This is a genomic window from Chitinophaga sp. Ak27 (assembly GCF_012726295.1).
Classification (GTDB): Bacteria; Bacteroidota; Bacteroidia; order Chitinophagales; family Chitinophagaceae; genus Chitinophaga.
On sequence record NZ_JABAOB010000006.1, the window covers coordinates 291966 to 317629 of the forward strand.

At 43.2% G+C, this 25664-nt stretch carries 20 protein-coding genes and 1 tRNA gene; 12 read left to right on the plus strand and 9 right to left on the minus strand.

What is annotated here, in order from left to right:
- Positions 1 to 17 precede the first annotated feature (17 nt).
- The 8 genes from HGH90_RS20905 (at position 18) to HGH90_RS20940 (ending at position 11200) form a co-directional block, all read left to right on the plus strand.
- Complete coding sequence (locus tag HGH90_RS20905) at positions 18 to 1436, plus strand: glycosyl hydrolase family 28-related protein (RefSeq protein WP_169191833.1); 1419 nt, start codon at positions 18 to 20, stop codon at positions 1434 to 1436.
- A gap of 89 nt (positions 1437 to 1525) precedes the next feature.
- Positions 1526 to 2650: a glycosyltransferase gene (locus HGH90_RS20910; protein ID WP_169191834.1), complete on the plus strand. Its 1125-nt coding sequence runs from the start codon at positions 1526 to 1528 to the stop codon at positions 2648 to 2650.
- Between the two features lie 196 nt (positions 2651 to 2846).
- A complete protein-coding gene (gene gmd / locus HGH90_RS20915) occupies positions 2847 to 3959 on the plus strand; it encodes a GDP-mannose 4,6-dehydratase (protein ID WP_169191835.1) in 1113 nt (370 codons plus the stop codon).
- 1 nt (position 3960) lies between these two features.
- Positions 3961 to 4896 (plus strand): GDP-L-fucose synthase family protein, encoded by a 936-nt coding sequence (locus tag HGH90_RS20920; RefSeq protein WP_169191836.1) that lies wholly within the window; start codon positions 3961 to 3963, stop codon positions 4894 to 4896.
- 2 nt (positions 4897 to 4898) lie between these two features.
- Complete coding sequence (locus tag HGH90_RS20925) at positions 4899 to 5981, plus strand: mannose-1-phosphate guanylyltransferase (protein WP_169191837.1); 1083 nt, start codon at positions 4899 to 4901, stop codon at positions 5979 to 5981.
- 184 nt (positions 5982 to 6165) lie between these two features.
- Positions 6166 to 7752, plus strand: a complete 1587-nt coding sequence (locus HGH90_RS20930; protein ID WP_169191838.1) for a hypothetical protein — start codon at positions 6166 to 6168, stop codon at positions 7750 to 7752.
- A 223-nt stretch (positions 7753 to 7975) separates the two neighbouring features.
- Positions 7976 to 9880, plus strand: coding sequence for an ABC-F family ATP-binding cassette domain-containing protein (locus HGH90_RS20935; protein ID WP_169191839.1), 1905 nt, complete (start codon positions 7976 to 7978; stop codon positions 9878 to 9880).
- A gap of 159 nt (positions 9881 to 10039) precedes the next feature.
- The gene (locus HGH90_RS20940) at positions 10040 to 11200 is read left to right on the plus strand and encodes an acyltransferase (protein WP_317166167.1); all 1161 of its coding nucleotides are present in this window, start codon (positions 10040 to 10042) and stop codon (positions 11198 to 11200) included.
- Positions 11201 to 11435: 235 nt separating this feature from the next.
- Here the strand turns inward: HGH90_RS20940 and HGH90_RS20945 are convergent, their stop codons facing one another.
- The 3 genes from HGH90_RS20945 to HGH90_RS20955 form a co-directional block, all read right to left on the minus strand.
- The gene (locus HGH90_RS20945) at positions 11436 to 13037 is read right to left on the minus strand and encodes a hypothetical protein (RefSeq protein ID WP_169191840.1); all 1602 of its coding nucleotides are present in this window, start codon (positions 13035 to 13037) and stop codon (positions 11436 to 11438) included.
- A gap of 103 nt (positions 13038 to 13140) precedes the next feature.
- A tRNA-Arg gene (locus tag HGH90_RS20950) sits at positions 13141 to 13212 on the minus strand.
- A gap of 47 nt (positions 13213 to 13259) precedes the next feature.
- Positions 13260 to 13826 (minus strand): MarC family protein, encoded by a 567-nt coding sequence (locus tag HGH90_RS20955; protein ID WP_168766919.1) that lies wholly within the window; start codon positions 13824 to 13826, stop codon positions 13260 to 13262.
- An 87-nt stretch (positions 13827 to 13913) separates the two neighbouring features.
- Between HGH90_RS20955 and HGH90_RS20960 the strand changes: the two genes are divergently transcribed.
- The 4 genes from HGH90_RS20960 to HGH90_RS20975 all read left to right on the plus strand — a co-directional run bounded on the left by HGH90_RS20960 (position 13914) and on the right by HGH90_RS20975 (position 20904).
- On the plus strand, positions 13914 to 14498 hold the full coding sequence (locus HGH90_RS20960) for a helix-turn-helix domain-containing protein (RefSeq protein ID WP_168766920.1): 585 nt from the start codon (positions 13914 to 13916) through the stop codon (positions 14496 to 14498).
- Positions 14499 to 14601: 103 nt separating this feature from the next.
- Positions 14602 to 17811, plus strand: a complete 3210-nt coding sequence (locus HGH90_RS20965; RefSeq protein ID WP_168766921.1) for a SusC/RagA family TonB-linked outer membrane protein — start codon at positions 14602 to 14604, stop codon at positions 17809 to 17811.
- Between the two features lie 28 nt (positions 17812 to 17839).
- Positions 17840 to 19426, plus strand: coding sequence for a SusD/RagB family nutrient-binding outer membrane lipoprotein (locus tag HGH90_RS20970; RefSeq protein ID WP_169191841.1), 1587 nt, complete (start codon positions 17840 to 17842; stop codon positions 19424 to 19426).
- 152 nt (positions 19427 to 19578) lie between these two features.
- Entirely contained in the window at positions 19579 to 20904 is a 1326-nt protein-coding gene (locus HGH90_RS20975; protein WP_169191842.1) for a DUF5690 family protein, read from the plus strand.
- Positions 20905 to 20983: 79 nt separating this feature from the next.
- Here the strand turns inward: HGH90_RS20975 and HGH90_RS20980 are convergent, their stop codons facing one another.
- The 6 genes from HGH90_RS20980 to HGH90_RS21005 all read right to left on the minus strand — a co-directional run bounded on the left by HGH90_RS20980 (position 20984) and on the right by HGH90_RS21005 (position 25595).
- A complete protein-coding gene (locus tag HGH90_RS20980) occupies positions 20984 to 21199 on the minus strand; it encodes a twin-arginine translocase TatA/TatE family subunit (RefSeq protein WP_145660976.1) in 216 nt (71 codons plus the stop codon).
- Between the two features lie 130 nt (positions 21200 to 21329).
- Entirely contained in the window at positions 21330 to 21887 is a 558-nt protein-coding gene (gene cobC / locus HGH90_RS20985) for an alpha-ribazole phosphatase (protein ID WP_169191843.1), read from the minus strand.
- Positions 21872 to 22648 (minus strand): adenosylcobinamide-GDP ribazoletransferase, encoded by a 777-nt coding sequence (locus tag HGH90_RS20990; protein ID WP_169191844.1) that lies wholly within the window; start codon positions 22646 to 22648, stop codon positions 21872 to 21874. Before HGH90_RS20990 ends, cobC begins: the two co-directional genes overlap by 16 nt.
- Entirely contained in the window at positions 22645 to 23688 is a 1044-nt protein-coding gene (gene cobT / locus HGH90_RS20995; RefSeq protein WP_168766926.1) for a nicotinate-nucleotide--dimethylbenzimidazole phosphoribosyltransferase, read from the minus strand. The genes HGH90_RS20990 and cobT overlap by 4 nt, the downstream gene beginning before the upstream one ends.
- Positions 23689 to 23697: 9 nt before the next feature.
- Positions 23698 to 24213 carry a bifunctional adenosylcobinamide kinase/adenosylcobinamide-phosphate guanylyltransferase gene (cobU, locus tag HGH90_RS21000; RefSeq protein ID WP_169191845.1) on the minus strand — a complete coding sequence of 172 codons (516 nt, stop codon included), beginning with the start codon at positions 24211 to 24213 and terminating at the stop codon, positions 23698 to 23700.
- 53 nt (positions 24214 to 24266) lie between these two features.
- Positions 24267 to 25595, minus strand: coding sequence for a DUF5074 domain-containing protein (locus HGH90_RS21005; protein WP_169191846.1), 1329 nt, complete (start codon positions 25593 to 25595; stop codon positions 24267 to 24269).
- Positions 25596 to 25664: the final 69 nt, after the last annotated feature.

Consider the following 25664-nt stretch of genomic DNA (forward strand, 5'->3'; position numbering starts at 1 on the left):
TAGTTAAATGTTTTTTTATGACAAGATATTTTGCCTTTTTTATGACCTCTTTTTTCATTGTTTTTTCGATAAAAAGTACTGCTGGTCAAAAACGGATTAAGCCTTCCCAGAGTATCATTAATGTGAAGGATTTCGGAGCAAAAGGAGACGGAGTTACAGATGATGCAGATGCCATAATTCAAGCATTAACGCAGGCTGTAAAAACCAACAGCGTTTGTTATATTCCTAAAACGACCAGATTTTACAATATCTCAAAAACAATAAGACTGTCATTAAATGCGAATGACAAGATCACTATTAATTCGGATGGGGCTACTATCAGACCTATCGGTATGGTGAAAAATGAAAGTATTTATAATATTACTTCCTATCCTGAACATGTGTTTTTATCATTAGGTCCAAGAGAGGCCTCCAGTGATGTGCATAAGGCGTTTGTTAATAATGACGGTGTAAGTGTAAACGTTAAAGGATTATGTTTCGATGGACGGGCTTTTCAAGTTGTTTCCCTTCCTCCGAAAAATGATGCTGACATTGCTATCGCTTTACAAGTATCTGCTCAGAATATCAATGTAAGTAATTGTACCTTTCAGAATATTTTTGGTTATGGCATAAGATTGCATGGGGCTTCTACGCTAAATGTAAACAGCACCAATTTTGCCAGGGTAGGAGGACGAGGTAAAACACCTAGCGCAGATAAAGTAGATTTTGATGCCTTTGGAGATGCGATTTATATTTCATCCTTGCGTGAAAACGCCAGTGTAAGTATTGCTTCATGTACAATGACTGGTATTAAAAGTGGTAATATGAGAAGTCGGGTTGGTATTACCTTTGAATATTCATCCAGTAACTATAATGCCAACATTAAGGGATGTGATGTGAGAGGTTATGCCAAGTGCATACACATAGAAGAGAAAAATAACTCTACTTTTAATATTAATCAATGCAAATTCGCTGACTTTAATTATGCGATAGCGAATATCCGCGATAATGCTACGATGAATTTTTATAATTGTACTTTTACAGTAGGGCTTTCCGATGGGAAAGATAATGGAAGTGCGTTGGTTTTTTTATCAATGTACGGTATGCCAACCATTTCTGTTTATAAAAGTACCCTTGATTATTCCAATTCTGCACAACGAACCTATCAAAGTGTGGTTGGACTTAAACTGCTTAAAGATTGTATTATCAATGCCAATAATAAGAATTTCTATTTTGCAGATTCAAATGTTACATTTGACGGATGTACCTTTCAGAATTTTGGTGGAGCAGGCGCTTCATTTTTCTCAAATTCGGGAAAGAATAAATTTGTAATTATGAATTCCCGGTTTTCCGGAGGTGGAGATGTTCACGCCAATGGTACCAAAGCAAGTCTGAATTTTATGAATTCAAATGTTAGCCAACAAGGAAGAAAACTTATTGAGAAAGCAACTAATTAACTTGTCGGCACCTTGATGGGTCTAATATATTTTACTCTGTTAGCAACAGTAGCATAAAAGTTTGTATCTTATACAAGAGGAGTTTATATATGAAAGTTTTGCAAGTAGGCAAATATTATTATCCCGAGAAAGGTGGAATTGAAACGGTGATGTTCGATATTACCGAGGGGATGAACAAACGGGGAATATCTTGTGATGTACTTTGCGCTAATACTACTAACAGGTATGAATTAACTGAAATTAATGGATATAAAGTTCACCGGGCTGCCCGGGCTGCTAAGCTACTGTCTACATCCATTTCGCCCGACTATGTTAGGTTATTGAAAAAGATAGTGGGGCAGTATGACATTATCCATGTGCATTTGCCTGATCCTCTGGCTAATCTTGCGCTATTTCGCAGTAACTTGGAAGGAAAGAAGGTGATAGTACATTGGCATAGTGATATAGTGAATGCCAAGCAAATGCTGGTATTGCCATTGTATCGTCCTTTGCAGAACTGGTTGCTTAAGAGGGCAGAGGCGATTGTTTGTACTACGAAGCCCTATATGGACGCATCCACTGAATTGTCGCAGTTTGTCGATAAGTGTGTTATTATTCCAATAGGGATTGATGTATCTCATTTTCAATCTGATGATGATAAACTGCTGGCCGAGATGACTCATAAATTCCATGGTAAAAAAGTGGTATTCAGTTTAGGCCGGCATGTATATTATAAGGGATTCGAGCATCTGATCAGGGCTGCGGCATTATTGGATGATAATACTGTAATATTAATAGGAGGTGAAGGACAGTTGACACCAGCTTACCGGTTGCTCATTAAGGAGCTGGGATTGGATAATAAAGTTTTCCTGGTTGGTAGAATTCCACAAGACCAATTAAGTGCATATTTCAGGTTATGCAAGGTTTTTTGTCTTCCATCGAACAAAAGATCCGAAGCATTCGGCGTAGTTTTATTAGAAGCAATGTTTTATGGAAAACCTATTGTTGCTACCAATATAGAAGGTTCTGGTGTTAATTGGGTGAATCAGCATGGTGTAACCGGATTAAACGCTAATATAGAAGATGCAGTATCACTCGCAAACCAGATTACCAGATTAATATCAGATCAGCAGTTATATGACCAATGTGCCGGGAATGCGCAAGTAAGGTATCAAACCTATTTCACGGCAGATAAAATGGTAGGGTCTTTTATCGAGCTGTATGAAAACCACTAATAATATTCATACGTTCTGAAAACTAATCTTGGTGGGGAATCTTACAGGAAAGCTAATTCGACTTAGCCGCCTATCTTGCTAATTCTCCCATTTGTTTTCATATTGTGCATTTTGTTATATATGTATATTTTATATATTATATATATCATAATGTGGAATTACTTATTTTTACTAAGAATTCATATTAAAAAGAATTATGAGAATAGCCTTAATTACGGGTATAACAGGACAGGACGGCGCCTATTTGGCACAGTTGCTTCTGAAGAAAGGGTATGAGGTACACGGCATCAAACGAAGGACTTCCCTTTTCAATACAGATCGTATTGATCATTTGTATCAGGATCCTCATGAGAAAAATGTGAATTTCAAATTGCATTACGGAGATTTATCCGATAGTACAAATTTAATTCGCATCATCCAGGAGGTGCAGCCCGATGAAATATATAATTTAGGTGCAATGAGCCATGTACAGGTGAGTTTTGAGGCACCAGAATACACGGCAGATGTTGATGGCGTAGGTACGTTACGCATCCTGGAGGCAGTGAGGCTGCTAGGGCTGACTGGAAAAACAAAGATTTATCAGGCTTCTACCTCTGAACTCTACGGCTTGGTACAAGAGGTACCTCAATCAGAAAAGACCCCCTTTTATCCTCGTTCTCCCTACGCTGTGGCAAAGATGTATGCATTCTGGATTACTGTCAACTACAGGGAGGCTTACCATATGTTTGCATGTAATGGTATACTGTTTAATCATGAAAGCCCTTTGCGCGGTGAAACGTTTGTTACACGGAAAATTACACGTGCCATTGCAAAGATGTTTTTAGGATTGCAAGACAAACTTTATATGGGAAACCTGGATGCAAAGCGCGACTGGGGACATGCAAAAGACTATGTAGAAGCGATGTGGTTGATTCTGCAGCAAGAAAAACCGGAAGACTTTGTGATTGCCACAGGTATAACTACTACGGTAAGGGACTTTATTACCCAAGCTTTTGAAGAGGTGGGAGTGGTGCTTGAATTCAGAGGAGAAGGAGTGGAAGAAAAGGGGTATGTCAAAAGTTGCGTGGATAACACGTGTCCGCTGCAGCCAGGTCAGGAAGTAGTGGCAGTTGATCCCAGATATTTTCGACCCACCGAAGTTGAGTTATTGATAGGTGATCCCACTAAAGCCAAAACAAAATTGGGATGGATCCCTAAATATGATTTATCTGCATTGATAAAGGAAATGGTAGCTGCCGATGTAGAGCTTTTCCGCCGTGAAAAGTTGCTAAAAGATGCAGGATATAAAGTATTGAATCAATTTGAATAGCATGAATCTCAAAGATAAAATTTACGTGGCGGGTCACCGAGGAATGGTGGGATCAGCTATTGTCAGACGGCTCCAGAAGGCTGGATTTGCGAATATAGTTACACGTACTTCTAAAGAATTGAATTTGCTTGATCAGGCGGCGGTGGCGGCATTTTTTGAGCAAGAGCAGCCAGAGTATGTTTTTTTGGCAGCGGCAAAGGTAGGAGGTATACTTGCTAATAATACATACCGGGGGCAGTTTATTTATGAAAATCTCATGATCCAGAGCAACGTTATTCATCAGGCACATGTTACTGGCGTACGCAAATTGATGTTTCTTGGATCCTCTTGTATTTATCCTAAGAAGGCACCACAGCCGTTGAAGGAAGAGTATTTGTTAACAGGGCCATTAGAGCCGACCAACGAACCGTATGCCATCGCGAAAATTGCTGGCATCGAAATGTGCGATGCTTACCGTACTCAATATGGGAGCAATTTTATTTCGGTCATGCCTACAAATTTGTATGGCCCTAACGATAACTACGATCTCTCCAGCTCGCATGTGCTCCCCGCTATACTGAGGAAAATGCATGAAGCTAAGATAAATAATAAACCCCAGGTAACTATTTGGGGAACGGGAATGCCTAAACGTGAGTTTCTTCATGTTGATGATTTGGCTGACGCCTGTTTCTTTCTTATGAAAAATTATGATGCTCAAGGTTTGGTAAATATTGGAGTAGGAGAGGATATTAGCATTAGAGATTTGGCAACGCTTATCCGGGAAATTGTAGGGTATGAGGGAGAGTTGGTGTTTGATACCACCAAACCTGATGGTACTCCACGTAAATTGATGGATGTGACTAAGCTTCATAACCAGGGCTGGAAAGCTACCATTCCCCTGGAAGAAGGTATCAGAGAGGTTTATAACAATGTTAAAAATAACAATTGGTCAGCATAAATATGAACAATAACAATACGCACGTTTTTATTATGGCAGGAGGCGTAGGAAGCCGCTTCTGGCCCAAAAGCAGAAATGAATATCCCAAACAGTTTATAGATATTCTTGGTACAGGGCAATCCTTATTACAGATTACTTATAACCGGTTTTTAAAGCTTTGTTCGGCAGAGAATATTTATATTGTTACCAATAAGCAATACAAAGCATTGGTAAAACAACAATTGGCCGATATTACTGAAAATAATATCCTCTGTGAGCCATCACGGAACAATACTGCACCCTGTATAGCTTATGCTGCATTTAAGCTCGCGGCTAAAGATCCCAATGCAAACATGGTAGTATCCCCATCCGATCACTTTATTCTCTACGAGGATGTATTTATAGAAAAAATAAAGTTAACACTGAAGAGAGCTGAAGAAGAGCCTGTATTGCTTACTTTAGGAATTACCCCAACAAGACCGGACACCGGATATGGCTATATTAATTTTGATAAAGCAGGTAAAGATGGCATACACAAGGTGAACCGTTTTACTGAGAAGCCTCCTTTGGAGAAAGCAAAAGAGTTTGTTGCCAGTGGAGATTTTGTATGGAATGGAGGAATTTTTATTTGGAATGTACAGAGTGCTTTAAATGCCTTCCAGCAATTTGCTCCGGAAATATATGCGCTGTTTGAGAAAGGAAAGAGTAGCTATAATACTTCCAGAGAACAGAATTTTATCGATGAATACTATCCGCAATCCCCTAATATATCTATAGACTATGCTATTATGGAGAAGGCGGATAACGTGTTTACTGTTCCCGCAAACTTTGGCTGGAGCGACCTTGGCACATGGGCGTCGCTTTACGAAGTGACAGAGAAAAAAGAAGCGAACAATGCTATTTCTGCTCAGAATATCCAACTGGAAGGAACAGAAAACTGTATTATTCATTTGCCTGCGGAAAAGCTCGCTGTGATAAGAGGATTAAAAGATTATATTATAGTGGATGATAGCAATGTTTTATTAATATATCCTAAACAAGCAGAGCAGGAAATTAAAAAAATTACTGAGAAGCTTAAATCAGGAAATCAATCCCATTATTTGTAATTTATGGCGTTAATCCTGCGTTTATAAAGTTGAAAAACGATTTGACGATACGGGCATTTAGCGAAAAGAGTATCTTTGTGTATCGATAACCCGCAGTTGTAGTTATATTCGCTTTTGAAAGTGGTATGTAATGTGTTTGTGGCACCTGTTTGCGTGTGTATTTGAACGAAACAAACAAAAATCAATGAAACATTCCGTTTGGATGATAGCAGTAACGCTGCTGTCCGGTGCAGTTTATGCACAAGAAAAATTGCCAGTGATAGCGCCCTATAATTATCAGAATGTTCGGGAACTATACATGGATACCAACAATCATCACACTGCTTTTAAGCCTGCTCTTCATGAAGATACCAGCGCTATGTATATCCAATCCGATACGGCCAAACATAGTTTGTTTCATCGGAAGCTATTTGATGAACATTTATTGGAATTCCGAAATAAAGACTATAATGTTTTTGTTGACTTCCTGCCTGATTTCCAGGTAGGCAAATCAAGAACCGGTAGCAGAACTACTTGGTTGAATACCCGCGGAGCCAGCATTCAGGCTAATATTGGGACTAAATTTTATTTCGAATCTTACTTTTTTGAGAACCAGGGAAAATTTCCTGAGTATTTAGATCAATATATAAGAAAAAATCAGATTGTGCCGGGACAAGGAGGAATTAAGGATTATAGTAATGGCAAGGCTTTCGATTATAACTATGCCAGTGCTTTACTATCTTATACCCCTAATAAATATCTTAATGTAACAGCTGGTTATGGCACTAATTTTATAGGTGATGGTTATCGTTCTCTGATATTCTCTGATATACAGTTTAGTTATCCTTACCTCAAATTAACCGGCAACTTGGGCAACGTTCAGTATACAGCGATGTGGGCCCAATTTATGGATAAACATAGTAAAAGTTTTGCCAGCGCATATGATGATCTTGGATATTATAAAAAATGGGGCGTATTTCATTTCCTCGATTGGAATGTCAATAAAAAATTAACTATTGGGCTATTTGACGCAGTTATCTGGCCAGATGCCGATTCTTCAGGCCGTAAACGTGGCTTTGACTGGAGTTACATGAACCCGATTATATTCCTGCGGTCAGCAGAGTTTTCTGAAGGTTCTTCAGATAATGCCCTGGTCGGTATGAATGCGAAGTTTAAATTATTTCCAAAAACAACTATATATGGTCAACTGGTATTGGATGAATTTAAGCTGAAGGAAGTTTTTGGAGGTAGAGGCTGGTGGGCCAATAAGCAAAGCTGGCAATTGGGATTCCGGTCATTTGACATCTTTAAGGTGAAAAATCTGGACCTCCAGGGAGAATACAATGCAGTAAGACCATATACTTATAGTTACAAAAGTACCATGATTAACTATGAGCATTACAACCAATCGCTGGCGCATCCTTTGGGCGCCAATTTCCAGGAGTTATTGGGTATTGCTACTTATCGTTATAAAAGATGGTATGGCAGAGGAGAACTGATGTATTCAAAATATGGTGACGACCCCGATGTTAAAACCAATTACGGCCATGATATATCCAAACCGTATACTACCCACCCCAATGAATATGGTAACTGGATAGGGCAAGGTGTTAAAACTAATCTGCTATATGCACAGGGTACTATCGCATATGTTGTGAATCCCAAGTATAATCTTCGCCTGGAAGCCTCCCTGGCAGCAAGAAAGCTGAGTAACGACATTGATAAAAGCACAGATCTGATATTCAGTTTTGGCCTGCGCAGTACTTTCCGTCAGTTCTACTACGACTTTTAATAGTTTCTTATAAAAACATGCAAGCCCTTCTGCCAGCGCAGAAGGGCTTGCATGTTTTTAATACGCAAAGAGGGGAGGATAATAATGGACAAAGGCCGAAATAATGCCTGTTAATAAGAAATAGTCAGATAACGGGAAACCCTGTTTATCCTATGCTGAGTATACGAAAAAATCATCACTGACTCCATCACCCAGTGTTCCCGATAATTTATAACTTTGCACTATGCATTACGTTTCAGTAGAAGGGCTTACCAAATCTTTTGGCACCAAACCATTATTTAAAGACATTTCTTTTCACATCGAAGAAGGGGATAAAATAGCGCTGGTGGCGCTCAACGGGACCGGAAAATCCACGCTGTTGCGGATTTTATGCGGAAAGGATGTGCCAGACGCTGGTAAAGTCTGGATCCATAAGGATGTTACTGTAGTCATGCTGGAGCAACAGTCCGGTTTTGATATGACCAAATCCGTTATCGAAAACATCTTTAACCACGATAACCCTGTACTGAACGCTATCAAAGAATATGAACTGCTCACAGAAGAGGGCCACGGAGAGCCTGACCTAGATAAATTGACAGCCTCCATTGCTAAAATGGATGAGCTAAATGCCTGGCATTTCGATGCTAAAGTAAAACAGATATTAGGAAAACTTAATATACACAACCTCGACCAGCCCGTTGGTTCCCTATCCGGCGGACAACAAAAACGGGTGGCACTCGCTAAGGTCCTGATTGAAATTGGCTTTGAACACAAGCATGTGCTGCTGATCATGGACGAGCCCACTAACCACCTGGATGTGAGTATGATCGAATGGTTGGAAAACTACCTGGACCAGGAACGGGTTACCTTACTGTTGGTAACCCACGACCGCTACTTCCTCGACAGCGTATGTAACGAAATAATGGAGCTGGACCAGGAACAACTGTTTATCTATAAGGGAGACTATGAAAATTACTTGGAAAAGAAAGCTGCCAGGGAAGAAAGTGAAAAAGCAAGCGTAGACAAGGCCCGAAACCTGTACCGGAAAGAATTGGAATGGATGCGAAAACAGCCCAAAGCCCGCACCACCAAATCTAAAGCCAGGCAGGATAATTTTTACGAAGTAAAAGAGAAAGCCAGCCAAAGAGTAGCCGATCAACAGTTGGAACTTAATGTTAAAATGACCCGCCTGGGTGGAAAAATCCTGGAGCTGAAGAAAGTTTATAAGTCATACGGAGATCTGACAATCCTGAAAGGGATGGACTATACTTTCAAAAGGGGAGAGCGCGTAGGTATTGTGGGTAAAAACGGCGTGGGAAAGTCTACTTTCCTGAATATGCTGTTGGGCACAGAACAACCCGACTCCGGAAAAATCAATGTGGGTGAAACCATTGTGTTTGGTAACTATTCCCAGTCAGGCCTGGTGGTGAAAGAAGATATGCGGGTAATTGAGTTCGTAAAGAATATTGCTGAAAATTTCCCCCTGGCTGACGGAACCAAAGTAAGCGCTGCACAATTCCTCGAATTATTCCTGTTTCCCGCAGAGAAACAATACACCTATATTTCTAAGCTGAGCGGTGGGGAAAAAAGAAGACTACACCTGCTGTCTATTTTATTCCGTAATCCCAACTTCCTGGTATTGGATGAACCTACCAATGACCTGGATTTGCCCACGCTAAGCATCCTGGAGAGCTTCCTGCAGGACTTCCAGGGATGTGTGATCATTGTGAGCCACGACCGTTATTTCATGGACAAACTGGTAGATCACCTGCTTGTTTTTGAAGGGGATGGTGAAATACGTGATTTCCCGGGTAACTATACCCAGTACCGCGAATGGCAGAAGGAAGAAGATAAAAAGAAAACAGCTGCGCCTAAGAAGGAAGTAATGCCTGAACCAACGGTAATGGCTACACTACCTACGGAAAGCAAAGCCCGTAAAATGTCTTTTAAAGAGAAGCGTGAGTTGGAATTGCTGGAGAAAGAAATCGAACAATTGGAAACAGAAAAGAAAACCATTGAAACGGCGTTATCCAGTGGTGAACTTAGCTTCGATAAGATAGAACCCATGACACATCGCATTGGGGAGATCATCCAATTACTCGATGATAAAGGCATGCGGTGGCTGGAACTCAGTGAACTAAATTTGTAGCCCTCGTACTATTTTTTTATTTTTACTATACCTTATTATTCTGTCATTATCCCCTTATTATCCCCTTATTATCCATTTGTATTGTATGCTTAGAAATTTAAACCAACGTGTTTATGCCCAGCTTCGGAGAGTACGTCTTCGGGAAAATTTATTCCTCAAATTGATGGGTTACGCTTTATCGCAATCTTTTCGGTTTTCATTTTTCATGTTAGTGAAATCCTGAATGTGAAGGACAAATCAATTTATTATGATGCTATGTGTGCTAATAGCATATGGAAAACCTATATTTCTCACGGCGGATACGGTGTACAGCTTTTTTTTGCTATCAGCGGTTTTATTCTGGCGCTCCCTTTTGTACAGCACTACCTGGCTGGAGCTAAGCAGCCCGTTATGAAGCAATATTTTTTAAGAAGATTAACCAGGCTGGAGCCGCCATATATCCTGATAATGATATTGCTTTTTGTGTATATTGTTTTCTTGCAACATAAATATACGTTTAATCAGCTGTTACCCAGTTTGCTGGCTTCCCTGACCTATTCACATAATTTTTTTTACGGTGCGGATATATTACCTATTGTCAATCCTGTGGCCTGGACACTAGAGATAGAAGTACAGTTCTATATACTGGCTCCATTGCTGGCTGCTTTCTTTTTTAAGTCGCATAATGCGTATGCCAGGAGGATAAAGATTATCTCAGCAATTTTAGTATTTATTGTGATACAGCAACTATATGTTTTTAAATTTAGATGGCTGTATGATCAAATGCAGTTTTTTTTATTAGGATTTCTTCTCGCTGACTTATATGTGGAACCGCTCAATCTTCAGGTATCAAAATGGAGCGCTATTATTTCGGGGGCATTAAGTTTATTTGGTATTTGGTTATACCGGCCAGAGGCGAGAGATCCATTCTTATGGAAAGTCGGGTGGGGCGTTGCGCTTCCGGTAATGATATTTGTATTATATTATCTCGCATTATTCACAATATTCTGGAAGAATATTTTCAGCAAAAAGTTCTTGGTAGTCATTGGTGGCATGTGCTATACCATTTACTTAATCCACGGTCCTATTATTTCAATTGTGGCGAACTACTTGTTAAAGTATCAATTTAGTAAGTGGTCCCCGATAAACTATCTTATTATCTCAGTGGTATTTTCCCTCATAACATTGGGTGCGAGTTGCTTGTTCTTTATCGTCGTAGAGAGGCCGTGCATGCAAAAAGATTGGTATAAGAGATTACTTTTCCTAAGAAAAAATGTTATTGTACCAGCTCGGCTAAATACAAATGCTTTAGCAGAGGTAGAGAGGGCCCAAGGAATTTAAGAAATCAAAAGAAACCAATGGGCATTTAGGAATTCACCTCTAAAGCTTTCATTGAAGAATTACACATAGGATTGTTCATTGAGTGTGTGGGGATCAATTTCATAGCTTTTCATTTCTAACAGTTCAAGGTCAAACGGGGATTAACTAATAGTGTGATAACTTAAAGTTAATCCCCTTTTGTCAGATTAAGTTGTGAATATTTCACTTTGTTTTATTATAAATTATCGGGAGGACACTAATGCTGCCTGCTTTCTTGTTGCTTTTTCCACTCTTCCAGTGCCACTATTTTTTTATTTTGCTCAATTAGGTAAAGCGTTAATTCTTCCACTTTTTCCAACAACTTTTTGTTCATCTCTCCTACGTCGATACCCTCTTTTGCTACTTCTACCGCAGAGGGAATACCTTCCAGGTGCTGATATGTGGTTACATATTTTTCAACAGCTGCTAATGGAGAAAGGGGATAGTCTTTATGAAATACATAATCGGCCCAGCCTGTTTGCGTTACTTTAACGCGTTGCGCGGTGATCGTGCCTTTCACGGAAAGTTCGGATTGGGGAGCCAGGGTACCGATACCTACCAGACCTTGGTTGGTAATGTTTAATACGCCTTGGGCAGGAGGGGTGCTACCGCCTACTCCGCCAAGTTTAAGGGCATTGTCGCCTTCATTGATCCAGAACCTGCTGTCACCATTAGACTGCATGGTAATAGAAGCTTTATTATTAACCGGATCATATATATTGAATTTACCGAAGAAGGTGTTGGTACCAACGCCTACGCCAATTTCATTAATAGTAATATTCGTTTGATTACTGCTGGTAGTTCCACCTGAGAGAGCTAATGGAATATACCGTGTAGCCCCTGGAGTTCTGTCGTAGCCAATAAGCACTGCTGTGCCATTTGATACCCCTATTTCTGCGGCTGGACCGGTTCCGTTGGCATTATACCATCCTTTAAAACGGCCTTGCCCCTCCCAGTCGGTGGCCCCAAAGCCATCGATTCTTCCTATCTGGTTGGTACCTGCGTAAAATTTGAAACCATTGGCAACATTTCTAACATTGATACCAAACCACATGTGCTGAGGCTCGATACCAATGGCATAATCTCCCGATGCGCTGCCTAATGCAGGATGCAGGGTGATCCGGGTGCCAACGCTCCTGGTAGTAAAGGTGGGACCACCCAATCCAACAGGGTCAAAACTGATGTTATTGGAGGTGGCATTATTTAATCTTAAGCCGTAACCCATAGTCACCAGTCCATTGGCATCTATGCGCATCCTTTCTGGCTGGGCGGTGCCACCACCTCCCAATCCCGTATGGAAGCTCATTTCACCCGGCGTAGTACTGTAGCTGCCACCACGGAGCCCTATTTCAGCTCCCCGGTAGCCATTGGCATCCCTGGTGCCACCAGAAATACTCAGGGCAACATTGGGATTATTAGTGTTGATAATGGTGGCTGCCAGGGCGGTGCCAATACTCACTACGCCAGATGCCCTTGAAATGGAGAAAGGGTTGTTCAAAAAAGTACCGTTATCCGCATAACTCCATATCTTGAAATCCGTTCCCGCGTTACTTCCTGTTTCCTGGCCCTGTAATACAAAGCTCCATCTTAAATTGGCGCCCGCTGGAGTGGCCGACCCACCAAAAAAATCATAATGCCTCGTCCCGCCGGTGCTGGTGCCCTGGAAAGTTTGCATAAAACCAGAAGTAAATTTTCCGCTGATCCATGCATTTGCATTTTGGGCTGACAGCGCCTGATTTTTGATGTAAGCAGTATCCTGTGCGGATAATGTAAATGGAATAGTACCTGAGATTAACAGGGACAATAGCTTTTTTCTCATAGATAAAGAATAGAGGTTTTATGGAAAATTTATTCAGTTAACAAAACACGACAGTAATATAAAAAAAATATCTGCAAATAATTTATTTGCAGATATCAGGTAGTAGCCTCGTCAAGAATCGAACTTGAATCTGGAGCTTCGGAAACTCTTATACTATCCATTGTACTACGAGGCCGGAAAGAACGCAAAACTACATTTTCTGTTGTACAATCCCAAATCAGGTTAAAGATTAATATTACTTTTAAAGATTTTGACCGCAATAGCCAGCAGGATAACCCCGAAAAATTTACGTAATACCATCAGCCCCGCCTTGCCCAGCAAGCGTTCTATGTAATTCAGGCAGCGTAATACAATGTATACGATGACCAGGTTGAGGCAGATGCCTGCGAGGATATTATACTGTCCGAAGTCGGCTTTCAGCGACATAATGGTGGTCAGGGTGCCGGAGCCGGCTATCAGGGGAAAGGCAATGGGCACTACACTGCCAGCTTTGGCGTCGGGGTCTGTCTTGAAAAGTTCGAGGCCCAGGATCATTTCCAGTCCTATCACGAAAATAACGATGGAACCCGCTACAGCAAAGGAGTGCACATCAACGCTCAGCAATTTCAGGAAGGGCTCGCCCACCAGCAGAAACAGTATCATCAGGAAACCCGAAGCCAGCGTTGCTTTGCCGGCATCTATATGTCCCAGCTTTTCCTTCAGGGATACCAATACAGGGATAGATCCTACAATGTCGATAACTGCGAATAACGTAAAGGTAATAGCCAAAATTTGGTCGATACTGAACATGTGTGCTATTTTGTGTAAATATAGTCAGAATGGCCTGGGTTTTATCCTAGCCCCATTCTGCTTATATTTGTTGAATACTGCTATTTTATGACGGAGGATATTATTATTCAGATCAGTAATAAGATCAAGGAAAAGAGAAAGAGCAAAGGAATCACCATCCAGGAGTTGGCCGATAGGGCTGAAGTGAGCAAAGGACTGATCTCCCAGATTGAAAATAACAGAACTGTGCCGTCCCTGCTCGTACTGATCAATATTATCCGGGCACTACGCCTCGATATGAACGAGTTCTTCAACGAAATAGACCAGCAAACGCAATGCGCCAAAGTAATAATCAAGCAGAAAGCCGCTTACCAGGAGTTTGAAAAAGAACCGGCCAAAGGATTTGTATACAAACGGGTGCTGACTAAAAATGTGAAAAACTTCCCGGTAGACATCGTACTGCTGGAATTAAAGAAAGGAGCCCATCGTACCCAAACTGTGAAAACCGATGCCTATGAATATAAATATATCATTAAAGGCACGGTAGAATACCTCATCGATAATGAAAAATACATTCTCGAAGAAGGTGATTCTCTCTTCTTCGACGGCCGCCTGGGACATAAACCCCGTAATATTGGCCCCGATAACGCCCAGATCCTCGTGGTATATTTCTTCCTGGATTCAGAGAAATAGAATATACAAATACTTAACATTAAATTTAGTATAACTTAACAGTTCGGTCATATTGGACCATCACCTTTGCATGTAAATAAAATTTTACCCAAACCTACTTTACATGCAATCAAATCTACGTCGTGCGCTCAAAAGGCAGCTACGCGCTCTGCTATTGCTGTTGCTTATCAGCTCATCAGTTTTCGCACAACAAGCCATCACCGGAAAGGTTATCTCAGGCGATGACCGCCAGCCCGTTATCGGCGCTACGGTTAAAGTGTTGGGCGCCAACCGCGGAGCGGTAACAGATGCCAACGGTAACTTTGCCCTCTCTGCCCCGGGCAATGGAGTACTCGAAATCACTTTTATTGGTTTCCTTCCGCAGCAATTTCCGCTCAAAGGAGCTACAGACATTACTATTGCCCTACAACCTGACAAAAAAGCATTGGATGAAGTAGTAGTTACGGCACTGGGTATACGAAAAGAAGTAAAACGGGTAGGGTATGCCGTTCAGGAAGTAAAAGGCGCCGACCTGGTAAAAGCCCGTGAACCTAATCCGGTTAACGGATTAGTCGGAAAAGTAGCCGGCCTCACCGTAGGTGCTTCCGCTGAGTTATTGGCCGCTCCACAGGTATTATTAAGAGGCAATAATATCGGGCTCTATGTAGTAGATGGCGTACCTATTAACTCCGACACCTGGAACATTTCACCCGATGATATTGAAAGCTATACCGTACTGAAAGGCGTTACCGCCTCCGCGTTGTACGGCTCCCGTGGCCTGAACGGCGCCATCATGATCACCACCAAAAAAGGAACTAAAGACAAGCGTGGCCTGTCCATCGACTTTAACTCCAGCACCATGTTCGAAAAAGGATTCAATGCCATCCCTAAAGTACAGGATGAGTATGGCCCCGGCGACCATGGTAAATACGCGTTTGTAGACGGTAAAGGAAACGGAACCAACGATGGCGACTACGATGTATGGGGACCAAAGTTTGAAGGACAATTAATTCCTCAATACGATAGTCCCGTGGATCCAGCTACCGGTAAACGCACCGGCACCCCATGGGTAGCACGCGGTAAAAACAACCTGCAGCGCTTCCTGCAAACAGGCATGCTTAGCACCAACAACATCGCCGTTTCCTCTCACACGGAAAAAGCCGATTTGCGCTTCTCCCTGTCACATTCCTACCAGAAAGGAATTGTGCCCAATACTTCTCTAAACATTACCAACTTCAACATCTCTGCAGGCTATAACTTCAGCCCACGCCTGCGCCTGGATGCCTACATGAATTACAACCGCCAGTACACCAACAACTTCCCGGATGTAACTTATGGCCCCAACAGTATCATTTATAATACCCTGATCTGGGCCGGCGCCGACTGGAGCATGGATGATATGCGCAACTACTGGCAACCAGGTAAAGAAGGCATCCAGTCGATATATGCCGAATACCAACGCTATCATAACCCATGGTTTATGACCTACGAATGGTTACGCGGGCATTACAAAACAGATGTAAACGGTTATGCCAAACTGAATTATAAGTTCAACGATAAATTGGAGCTGCTCGCCCGTACACAGGTGACTACCTACGACCTGATGAGAAATGAAAAAGTACCTTTCTCTGCGCACCCTTATGGCATGGAAGAAGGTAAAGGTAACTACCGGGAAGACAAACGCTCGTTGTTTGAAAACAATACCGATGTGTTGTTATCTTATACCAATGTATTCCCCCGTAAAATAGGGATTCATGCCTCTGTTGGCGCTAACGCCCGTTCATACCGGTATAATTCCAGCTTTGTAACCACCAACTACCTGAATGCGCCCGGATGGTATGGCTTTGCCAATAGCCGCGATCCACTGTTTGCTACCAACTATTCGGCCCAGATGCTGGTATTGAGCGCATATGGTTATGTAGATATTGACCTGGGTAAGTACGCGACTATCTCGCTCACAGATCGTTTCGATAAAAACTCCAGTTTGCCTCCTCACAACAACGTATATTCCTATCCTTCTGTGGCTATCAGTACTGTAGTATCTGATTATGTGCAACTGCCAGAAGTGGTATCCTTCCTGAAACTGAGAGGATCTTATGCCAACGTAAAAGGAGGATTCACCCAGGCTACTATAGGCGCTACGCCGCTGGCCAGTTATCCGTTGGGATATGGTGCAGAGTACCAGTCTTCCTACGATGGTCCGATTTTCAATACCAAATTTTACAATGTTCTCCCCGTATACCAGAACCAGGCGGGTGCTTATGTTTCCCAAACAATTGCTAATCCTGACCTGAAACCATTTGCTACCAAGGTGTTTGAAACCGGATTGGATATCCGCTTCCTCAAAAACCGCATAGGTATCGACGCTACTTACTTTACCAGCAAGAACGGTCCGCAGATCTATGACGTGATTATCCCCGGCTCTACCGGGTTTGCGAAAAACCGTATCAATGGTGTGAACACCCGCAAAGTAGGATATGAGTTTACCCTGAATGGTAGTCCACTCAGGAATCCCAATGGCCTGAACTGGAATATAACTGCCAACTGGTCTACCTTCCAGGAAAAGTATATCAGCATTTATGATGGTGAAACTAAGCTGGATGCTTATACCGGTGTGGGCGACAGGGTGGATAAAATCTACGGTAGCAAGTTTGTAAGAAACCAGAGTGGACAAATTATCAATGGGGATGATGGACGTCCGGTAGTGAATTCTACTCCGCAGTTCCTGGGATATGCCAATCCGGACTGGGTTTGGGGCGTAAACAACAGCTTCAGCTATAAAGGTGTGAGCCTCAGCTTCCAGTTCGATGGCCGCGTAGGTGGTAGCATGATCGATTACATTCAACAGCAAACTTTCCGTGGTGGCCGTAATATCCTTACCACACAAGGTGCTATGGGAGATGCCCGTTACCAGGATTATAAAGGTGTGAAATCATACCAGGGCGACGGCGTAGTGGTGAGCAATGGCGTGCCTATCCAGTATGATAATAACGGAAATGTAACCAACTACGATAAGTTGCAGTATGCTCCGAATACTACCAAAGCATTTCTGCAGGATTATATCAGCGTGTACTATAAAACCAATGAAGCCAACCTGATCAGCAAAACATTTGCAAAACTGCGCGAAGTAACGATCGGTTATGCTTTGCCTGCCAACATGCTGAAAGGAACGTTTATCCGTGGTGCAAATATCTCTTTCGTAGGCAGAAACCTCTTGTACTTTGCTAAGAACAAAGATGTGGATATCGACCAGTATCCTGGTACACAGGGAATATCTACCCTGCAGTCGCCTACGACTAAACGTTATGGCTTCAACGTAAATCTCACATTCTGATCACGCTCATTTATTAAACAAGCTTTGTATGAAATCATTTAAAATATTAGCCTTCGTTGCAATCACTGGTGCTGTGGTGAGCGGTTGTAATAAGCAATTTGAAGACTATGCTATCAATACGAATAAACCATCTCAAACTCCGCCCAGCCTCGTATTAGGTGGCGTATTGTCGGACATGAATTCCGATAAACCCTGGAGCAACGTAATGCGCTGGAACCAGTTTGATTGCTGTAACTATAACTATTATGGCGATCAACGCTATGATTGGGGCGGTGCTGATTTTAACAGTTATTATTCTATGAGTAACGTGCAGCAAATGGAGAGCGAAGCGTTGCGTTTAGGTGGCCAGGCCGTGAATCCATACACCGCGCTGGGTAAGTTTTTCCGCGCTTGGTTCTTTTACCGCTTAACTAACCTGGTGGGAGATCTGCCAATGAAAGCTGCTTTGCAGGGAAAAACAAACCTTACCCCGGTATATGACAACCAGAAAGCCGTTTTTATACAGATCCTGCAATGGCTGGAAGATGCCAACACCCAACTGGCACAACAGATTGCTAATCCTGACAAAAGTGCTACGGCAGAAGGACAACTGCTGAAAGGCGATTTCTACTATGGGAATGATATGAGCAAATGGCAACGCGCAGTAAACACCTTGCGTTTGCGGGTATTGATTGCCCTGAGCCGGAAAACAGCAGATACGGACCTGAAGATAGCTCAGCAGTTTAAGGATATCGTTAGCAATCCTACTAAGTATCCCATAATAGAGTCAATGGATCAGAACCTGCAGTTCATTTATAACAATATTAACAAGTACCCATCTAACCCGGATAACCTGGGCTTTGATGCTACCCGTTATAATATGTCAGCCACCTACCTGAATACCCTGGTGACCCTAAACGACCCACGCGCGTATATCACTGCTGAACCAGCTACTAAACAGTTGAATAAGCTGGGTAAAACACCGGCTGATATTACCGCCTATATGGGCGCCGATCCGGGTATCAGCCAATCAGTGATGTCTTCCGGCATGTCTAACGTTGATACGGCAGAATATTCCGTGCGCAGTCGGAGTCGTTATTACAGTAACTATGCTGCAGAACCGGGTGTGCTACTGGGATTCCCGGAATTATGTTTTAATATGGCAGAGGCGATTAATCGCGGGTGGATCAGTGGTAATGCCGAAACATGGTATAAGAAAGGTATCAAGGCTTCTTTGGGTTTCTATGGTATTCCTGCTGAAGCGCCAGGCGCCGTGGTGAAAACATATGGTGGTAAACGTTATGAGATTCCGTTTGATTTCGAAAATGTATACTATAAGCAAGCTGCTGTAATGTACAAAGGTGATAATGCGCAAGGACTAGCCCAGATCCTGACACAGAAGTACCTGGCCTTCTTCGAAAATTCCGGATGGGAGGCTTATAACAACTGGAGAAGAACCGGTGTGCCCACCTTTACAGTAGGTACGGGTACCGGCAATAGTGGTGTCATTCCCAAGCGCTTTAAATATCCTGATGCAGAGCGTTCATCTAATACCATTAACTGGACCGCCGCGCTGCAAAGCCAGTTTGGAGGTACTACCGACGATATCAACGGCAGCATGTGGCTGCTGAAATAAAAAACTCGTTGTTTCAAAACGAAGAATGGCTATGGAATATCCATAGCCTTCTTCATTTAATGGATGTTTAATAATACTTAACATTAAGTTCAGTGTTTGTTAACATTCCGTTTACATTGGACCCGCATCTTTGTCCCAAACCATTTGTTACGATGCTGAATATTTCCTGGTTGCGGAAGCGGTTGCAAAATGCCCATCATCTTACGTTTTCATTGTATGCGGCACTGGTGGCTTTTGGCACTTATTCCTGTATGTATGCCTTTCGGAAACCCTTTACATCCGGGATTTTTGAAGGGGCCACTTTCCTGGGGATAGATTATAAGATATGGTTGGTGATCACGCAAACAATTGGCTATGCCTGCAGTAAGTTTTATGGTATTCGTTTCATTGCAGAAATGAAAGGTAACAAGCGTGCACAGAGTATTTTATTACTGATTGCTATTTCATGGCTGGCATTGCTGGGTTTTGCCCTGGCGCCTACTCCCTATAATATTGCGTTTTTATTCATCAACGGCTTTCCCCTGGGAATGATCTGGGGGCTGGTATTCAGTTACCTGGAAGGGCGGCGCAGTACAGAGTTTATGGGAGCTGTGTTGTCTATCAGCTTTATTTTCTCTTCTGGCTTTGTAAAGTCAGTAGGGAAGATGACTGTAGTAGACTGGCATGTAACAGAATATTGGATGCCTTTTGTGACCGGGCTGGTATTCATTGTACCGATCGTAATTTTCGTGGTGTTGTTAGAGCAAATCCCACCGCCAACGGCAGCAGACGAACAGCTCAGAACCAGGCGGGCGCCTATGAATAAACAGGAGCGTAAAAGCTTTTTACAGGCATTTTTACCTGGGTTGGTATTGCTGATCGCGGCTTATGTGTTATTAACGATATTGAGAGATATGCGTGATAATTTTGCCGCCGATATCTGGAAAGACCTGGGCTACGGCTCTGAGGCCGGAATTTTTACTCAAACGGAAATTCCTATTTCTATCGCTATTATCCTGATTATGAGTTTGCTGGTATTTGTCAGGAATAATTTCCATGCCTTTATGCTGAATCACATCATCGTGATCACCGGCTTTCTTATTGCATTGATAAGCACCCTGATGTTCCGTCAGCACCGGTTAGATCCGGTTTGGTGGATGACCCTGACGGGATTGGGACTTTATATGGGATATATTCCCTTCAACTGTATTTTTTTCGAGCGGTTGATAGCCGTGTTCAGATATGTGAGTAACGTGGGCTTTGTTATTTATGTAGCCGATTCTTTTGGCTACCTGGGAAGCGTAACCGTGATGCTATTTAAAAATTTCAGTGGCGTATCCTTGTCCTGGAGCCAGTTTTTCATAGATGCAGTAATCAGTATATCCGTTACCGGTATTGTAATGATGATGATAGCCGCCTGGTATTTTAAGAAAAGATATGAATCAGTGAACAATAAAAGCACCCCGGGATTTAGCAAAGAAGTGCGGATGGCGGCTTAAACAATGGAAGATTAAAAAAGGCAAATCGCTCATATCATATGAGCGGTTTGCCTTTTATGTCTTTATAACAGGAATCTAATTAGCTTTTTGCATCAGCATCAGCGCTGCTTCCTTTTTTTGTTGGTTCATCTTTGGCATCTTTAAATTCACGTATGCCGCTACCCAAACCACGCATCAGCTCAGGTATCTTCTTACCACCAAACAATAACAGTACTACTAATGCTATCAGCAGCAATTCTTTGATACCTATTTCCTGCAAAAACAAAAGCGGGATATTCAGAAAAGATGTTGTCATTATAACAGTTTTAAATTGTGTTCTTTTATTTAAGGTATATGCAAACATAAAGTTAGCACGAAATACCAGTTTTTTTGTTTTTTAGGGAGATATTTAAAAATTTTAATATAATTGACTTGTTCGCAATTACTTATAAATTAGAAAATATCACTTTTATCTCCTCATTCTCTACCTGTAAGTGAGAAATACGGCCATAATCCACCGAAATGTCGAACGCATCCACGAGGGCAGTATCGGTCACATGCGCCAGTATACAGCGGATCACCCCGCCATGGGTCACCAAAACAGCGTCCTTTCCCTGGGCCATTACTTCTTCCAATAGCTGTATACTACGAACATATAATTCTTCATAGCTTTCACCTCCCGGAATATGTTCAAAGACCACGTTATCAGCCCATTTGCGTAAAGCAGTGCGGCTGATATTATCCCAGGGCAGCATTTCCCAGTCACCAAAGTTCATCTCTTTCAGCCGGCCGTCTTTAGTGTATACATCGCCAAATAAGGCGGCTGCCAGCTTTTCGCAACGCTGCAGCGGGCTGGTATATACTTCCAGTGGCTTAGCAGGGAGTAATGGCTTTATCCTGGCTACTTCCGTATCAAAACTTGCCGCTACGTCCACATCGGAGGCACCATAGCAAACACCACTTTCTATTGCCGGCGTGGTATGCCGGATTAAATATATTTCCATGTGAGAATACAAAAGCATAAATAAATAACCACTTCTGATACCTGTTGTACCGCACCGAGACAGTCGCCTGTATAACCGCCAATCCATTTTTTCATGAGACGCACCAGGTACCAACGCGCCAATAACAAGGCCGGTATCGTGAGCAGCAAGGTATAATTCTGCAGGTATAGCAGGATGGCAATAAAAGGTACGCATCCCCATATGCCTGCTATGATCAGCCCTATTGAGCTAATTCCTTTCGCAATGGGTTTGGCTTTACTATCTTCATTTTCACGAACGTATTGGTGGGTATATACTACCGTTACCGCCATGAAGCGACTTAGCGGCTGTGCCGCCAGGATAGCCAGCATTACACCGAATATCGGTAGTTCCCGCAAGCAGAGGAATTTGAGCGCCATCAGTAGCAGGAGCCCTAGCATACCATAGGTGCCAATGCGGCTGTCTTTCATGATATCGAGTATCTTTTCTTGGGTCCATCCACCGCCAAAGCCATCGCACATATCGGCAAACCCATCTTCGTGAAAGGCGCCGGTAGCCCAAATACCCGTAATAAGTGCCAGCAGGATGCTGACCATGGGAGGGGCGATATTAGATAGTAGATATAGTACGGCTATCATGCAACCTGCCACGATCCAGCCAACAAGCGGAAGATAGCGGGTTGCCTGGTTGAGCATATCCGGGTGATAAGGCGTATTAACGGGAACGGGTAAACGCGTATAAAACATGATAGCGGTAAGCAACAGCTGCCACTGTTTTTTCATATCGTCCGATTTGATACCTGTGCACTATTAAAGCTGGCCATGTCACCGAGAAATGCTACGGCACTCTGGATAAGTGGTATGGCCAATGCTGCGCCGGTTCCTTCTCCTAAACGCATATCCATTTGTAGCAGGGGCGATACCTCCAGGTGTTTCAACATGGCTTTATGGCCATTTTCCTCCGAGCAATGCGCAAACACACAATAATCTTTCACGGCGGGTTGCATGTTGACCGCTGCCAGCAGGGCGGCGGTAACAATAAAACCATCTATCACCACCAGCATTTGCAGCGCAGCTGCCTGTTGGATAGCGCCGCAAATCATGGCAATTTCAAATCCGCCAAAGGCGGCCAGCGCCTGTTCGGGCGATGCCGGCCTGGCATGTTTGGCCATCACCTGTTGCAATATAGCCCGCTTTTGTGCCAGCTGTTGTGCATTACTGCCGGTGCCTATACCGGTGCATTCCGCCACAGGTATCCCCGTAAAGTGGCTCATCAACAGCGCGGCGGCGGAGGTATTACCGATACCCATTTCTCCAAAACCGATGGTATTGCATCCCTGTTGATGTAATAGAATCACTTCTTCCGCGCCGGCCTGCATAGCCAGCTTACACTGGTCTAACGACATAGCAGGCATATGCAGAAAGTTCTGCGTACCCATCCCCATTTTGCGGTCTTTCAGGAGTGGATGGGGTGCAAAAACATGGTTTACGCCCGCATCTACCACCCTGAGCTGCAGCTGATGCTGCCGGCAAAATACATTGATCGCAGCGCCTCCCTGTAAAAAGTTGTAGACCATCTGCGCGGTAACGGCCTGTGGAAACGGGTTTACCTGTCCGTCGGCAGCAATACCGTGATCACCGGCGAACACAATAATGGAAGGCTGTTGAATAACGGGAGTGAGTGTGTTCTGTATAAGTCCGGCCTGTAAAGCAATTCCTTCCAGTTTACCCAGCGATCCGGGTGGCTTGGTCTTCTGGTCTATCTTATCCTGTAATGCGGCTTTCAATTCCTGTGATACAGGTGTTATCCGGATATTGCTCATACGATGAATTTATGACGTTGCTTGTTTAATAATGACGGGTATGCCGGATACCATCAATACTACGTTGTCGGCTATACGGGCAATGTATTGATTTATCCAGCCTTGCAGATCTGTAAACTTACGTCCCGCTGCTGTTTCAGCATGCACGCCCATTCCTATTTCATTGGTAACAATGATGAAGGTGCCTGGCTGCCGATGCAGGTGATCTATTTCTGCCTGTATGGCGTGTAAAGTACGATCGGTATCGTATTCCGTTTGCACGAAAAAATTGGTGAGCCATAAGGTGATACAATCTATCACCACCGTATGGCCCTGTAGTGGCAGTTTACTGATATGCAGTTCTTCCTCGTAATTGATCCAGGCGGCTCCTCGTTCTGCCCGATGACGTTCGATACGTTGGGCAAAATCATCGTCCCATATTTTGGCAGTAGCCACATATACTGGCTGTGAGCTCTGCGACAGCGCCAGTTCCTGCGCGTACCTGCTTTTGCCGGATCTGGCTCCGCCGGTAATTAGATAGATCATGGCGGTTGTATTAAACAAAACTCCCGGTATCTATGATACCGGGAGCTATATACTTAGTTAAATACAGGGATAGCCGGGAAGAAGTAGCCGGTGTAAGACACCGTCTTCTTTAAAGCGCCGGTGCCGGCATCGTAAATATACAATGCGTTATTGGCGTAGTTCTGGCCGTAGCCGGATTTAACATCGGTCACTACCACGGTGTTATTACCTGGATTATATCTTACTGCTGCGCCATACAGTTCGCGGCCGGCAGGAATAGTAATAAATGGTGCCTGCAGCGAGTTAGGATTGCCCGTTGCATATTTGTAGATTTCTCTGCCACCAGCGCCCCACGCATTGGTTTTTCCGATAAACAGGGCATTTTCTGTGGTGGAGGCACTCAGCATACCCGCATTCCACGCGCCCCAGGATCCATATACATCAAACGGCACACTAACGGTATCCACTGCCAGCGTTTGCGGGTTAATGCCAAAGAGCGATTGGCCTTTAGCTGCCCATATCCTGCCATCGGGAGTTTGTGCAAAGCCCACATCTGCTGGACCCAGCTTCTTCGCTACACTGAAATCGCTGCTGTTTAAAACCACGATACCATCCGTTTGAGACATTACCAGCACATAAGCACCGGATTTGATGATGCCGCCTATTTGCCCGGTTACGGTGCTTAATTTGCTGCCCAACGCGAGTGACTGCAGGTTAACGGGATAAACTCCATCGGAAGTGCCTATCAGGCCCTGACCAGGTGTTATACCACAGAAGGAATTACCAGTGGCAGGTAACTGATCTACACGGCCCGTTTCTTTCATAGTAGAGGCATCTGCTACCACAAAGGCGCCCGATTTGGAAACCAGGTACAACCTGTTGTTGAACATCGCGCCAAAATCGGTAGTAGTACCCAGTGTTTTGCCCGGGTTGTTGCGCTGAAATACGTATTGGTAAACAGAATCTTCTCCGTTACGGTAAAAGTTGACATCGCCGGGTTCATGTCCAAACCAGCCTTCATTCACCAGGAAAAAACCATTATCGAACTTACCCATTACCTTAATTTGGTAGTAATAGGAAGAGATAGCGTTACCAGAAATAATTTTATAGGAGATCGTGTAATCACCTCTTTCAATGGGCTTGAACGTATACAGGGAGTCTGAGCTTACCTGTACGCCATTTACCAGCCATTGGAAAGTGGGGTTTTTAACATCTGCCAATTGGGGACTTAATAACCGGGTGTCGCCTACATAAATGGTGTCTTTACCGTTTTTTAAACCAGGACTCACAATCTGTGGTACCACTACATCGGCATCGTTAGTTTTGCTACAGGATGCCAGACCTGCTATGGTGAATGCTGCTACAGTAAGAGAAAGTTGAAATTTGCGTGTAATGCTGCGCATGTTAAGTATGTATTTTACTTCTTGTTTTCGTACAAATGTTACCGTGAAATAGTGCTGGAACAGAATGCT

Coding starts and splice junctions, on each gene's coding strand:
- HGH90_RS20970 (WP_169191841.1), top strand. CDS start 17,840: ATGAAATCATTTAAAATATTAGCCTTCGTTGCAATCACTGGTGCTGTG.
- cobU (WP_169191845.1), bottom strand. CDS start 24,213: ATGATCTATCTAATTACCGGCGGAGCCAGATCCGGCAAAAGCAGGTAC.
- HGH90_RS20990 (WP_169191844.1), bottom strand. CDS start 22,648: ATGAAAAAACAGTGGCAGCTGTTGCTTACCGCTATCATGTTTTATACG.
- HGH90_RS21005 (WP_169191846.1), bottom strand. CDS start 25,595: ATGCGCAGCATTACACGCAAATTTCAACTTTCTCTTACTGTAGCAGCA.
- HGH90_RS20930 (WP_169191838.1), top strand. CDS start 6,166: ATGAAACATTCCGTTTGGATGATAGCAGTAACGCTGCTGTCCGGTGCA.
- cobT (WP_168766926.1), bottom strand. CDS start 23,688: ATGAGCAATATCCGGATAACACCTGTATCACAGGAATTGAAAGCCGCA.
- HGH90_RS20935 (WP_169191839.1), top strand. CDS start 7,976: ATGCATTACGTTTCAGTAGAAGGGCTTACCAAATCTTTTGGCACCAAA.
- HGH90_RS20955 (WP_168766919.1), bottom strand. CDS start 13,826: ATGTTCAGTATCGACCAAATTTTGGCTATTACCTTTACGTTATTCGCA.
- HGH90_RS20980 (WP_145660976.1), bottom strand. CDS start 21,199: ATGACAACATCTTTTCTGAATATCCCGCTTTTGTTTTTGCAGGAAATA.
- HGH90_RS20945 (WP_169191840.1), bottom strand. CDS start 13,037: ATGAGAAAAAAGCTATTGTCCCTGTTAATCTCAGGTACTATTCCATTT.
- gmd (WP_169191835.1), top strand. CDS start 2,847: ATGAGAATAGCCTTAATTACGGGTATAACAGGACAGGACGGCGCCTAT.
- HGH90_RS20920 (WP_169191836.1), top strand. CDS start 3,961: ATGAATCTCAAAGATAAAATTTACGTGGCGGGTCACCGAGGAATGGTG.
- cobC (WP_169191843.1), bottom strand. CDS start 21,887: ATGGAAATATATTTAATCCGGCATACCACGCCGGCAATAGAAAGTGGT.
- HGH90_RS20910 (WP_169191834.1), top strand. CDS start 1,526: ATGAAAGTTTTGCAAGTAGGCAAATATTATTATCCCGAGAAAGGTGGA.
- HGH90_RS20965 (WP_168766921.1), top strand. CDS start 14,602: ATGCAATCAAATCTACGTCGTGCGCTCAAAAGGCAGCTACGCGCTCTG.
- HGH90_RS20905 (WP_169191833.1), top strand. CDS start 18: ATGACAAGATATTTTGCCTTTTTTATGACCTCTTTTTTCATTGTTTTT.
- HGH90_RS20975 (WP_169191842.1), top strand. CDS start 19,579: ATGCTGAATATTTCCTGGTTGCGGAAGCGGTTGCAAAATGCCCATCAT.
- HGH90_RS20960 (WP_168766920.1), top strand. CDS start 13,914: ATGACGGAGGATATTATTATTCAGATCAGTAATAAGATCAAGGAAAAG.
- HGH90_RS20925 (WP_169191837.1), top strand. CDS start 4,899: ATGAACAATAACAATACGCACGTTTTTATTATGGCAGGAGGCGTAGGA.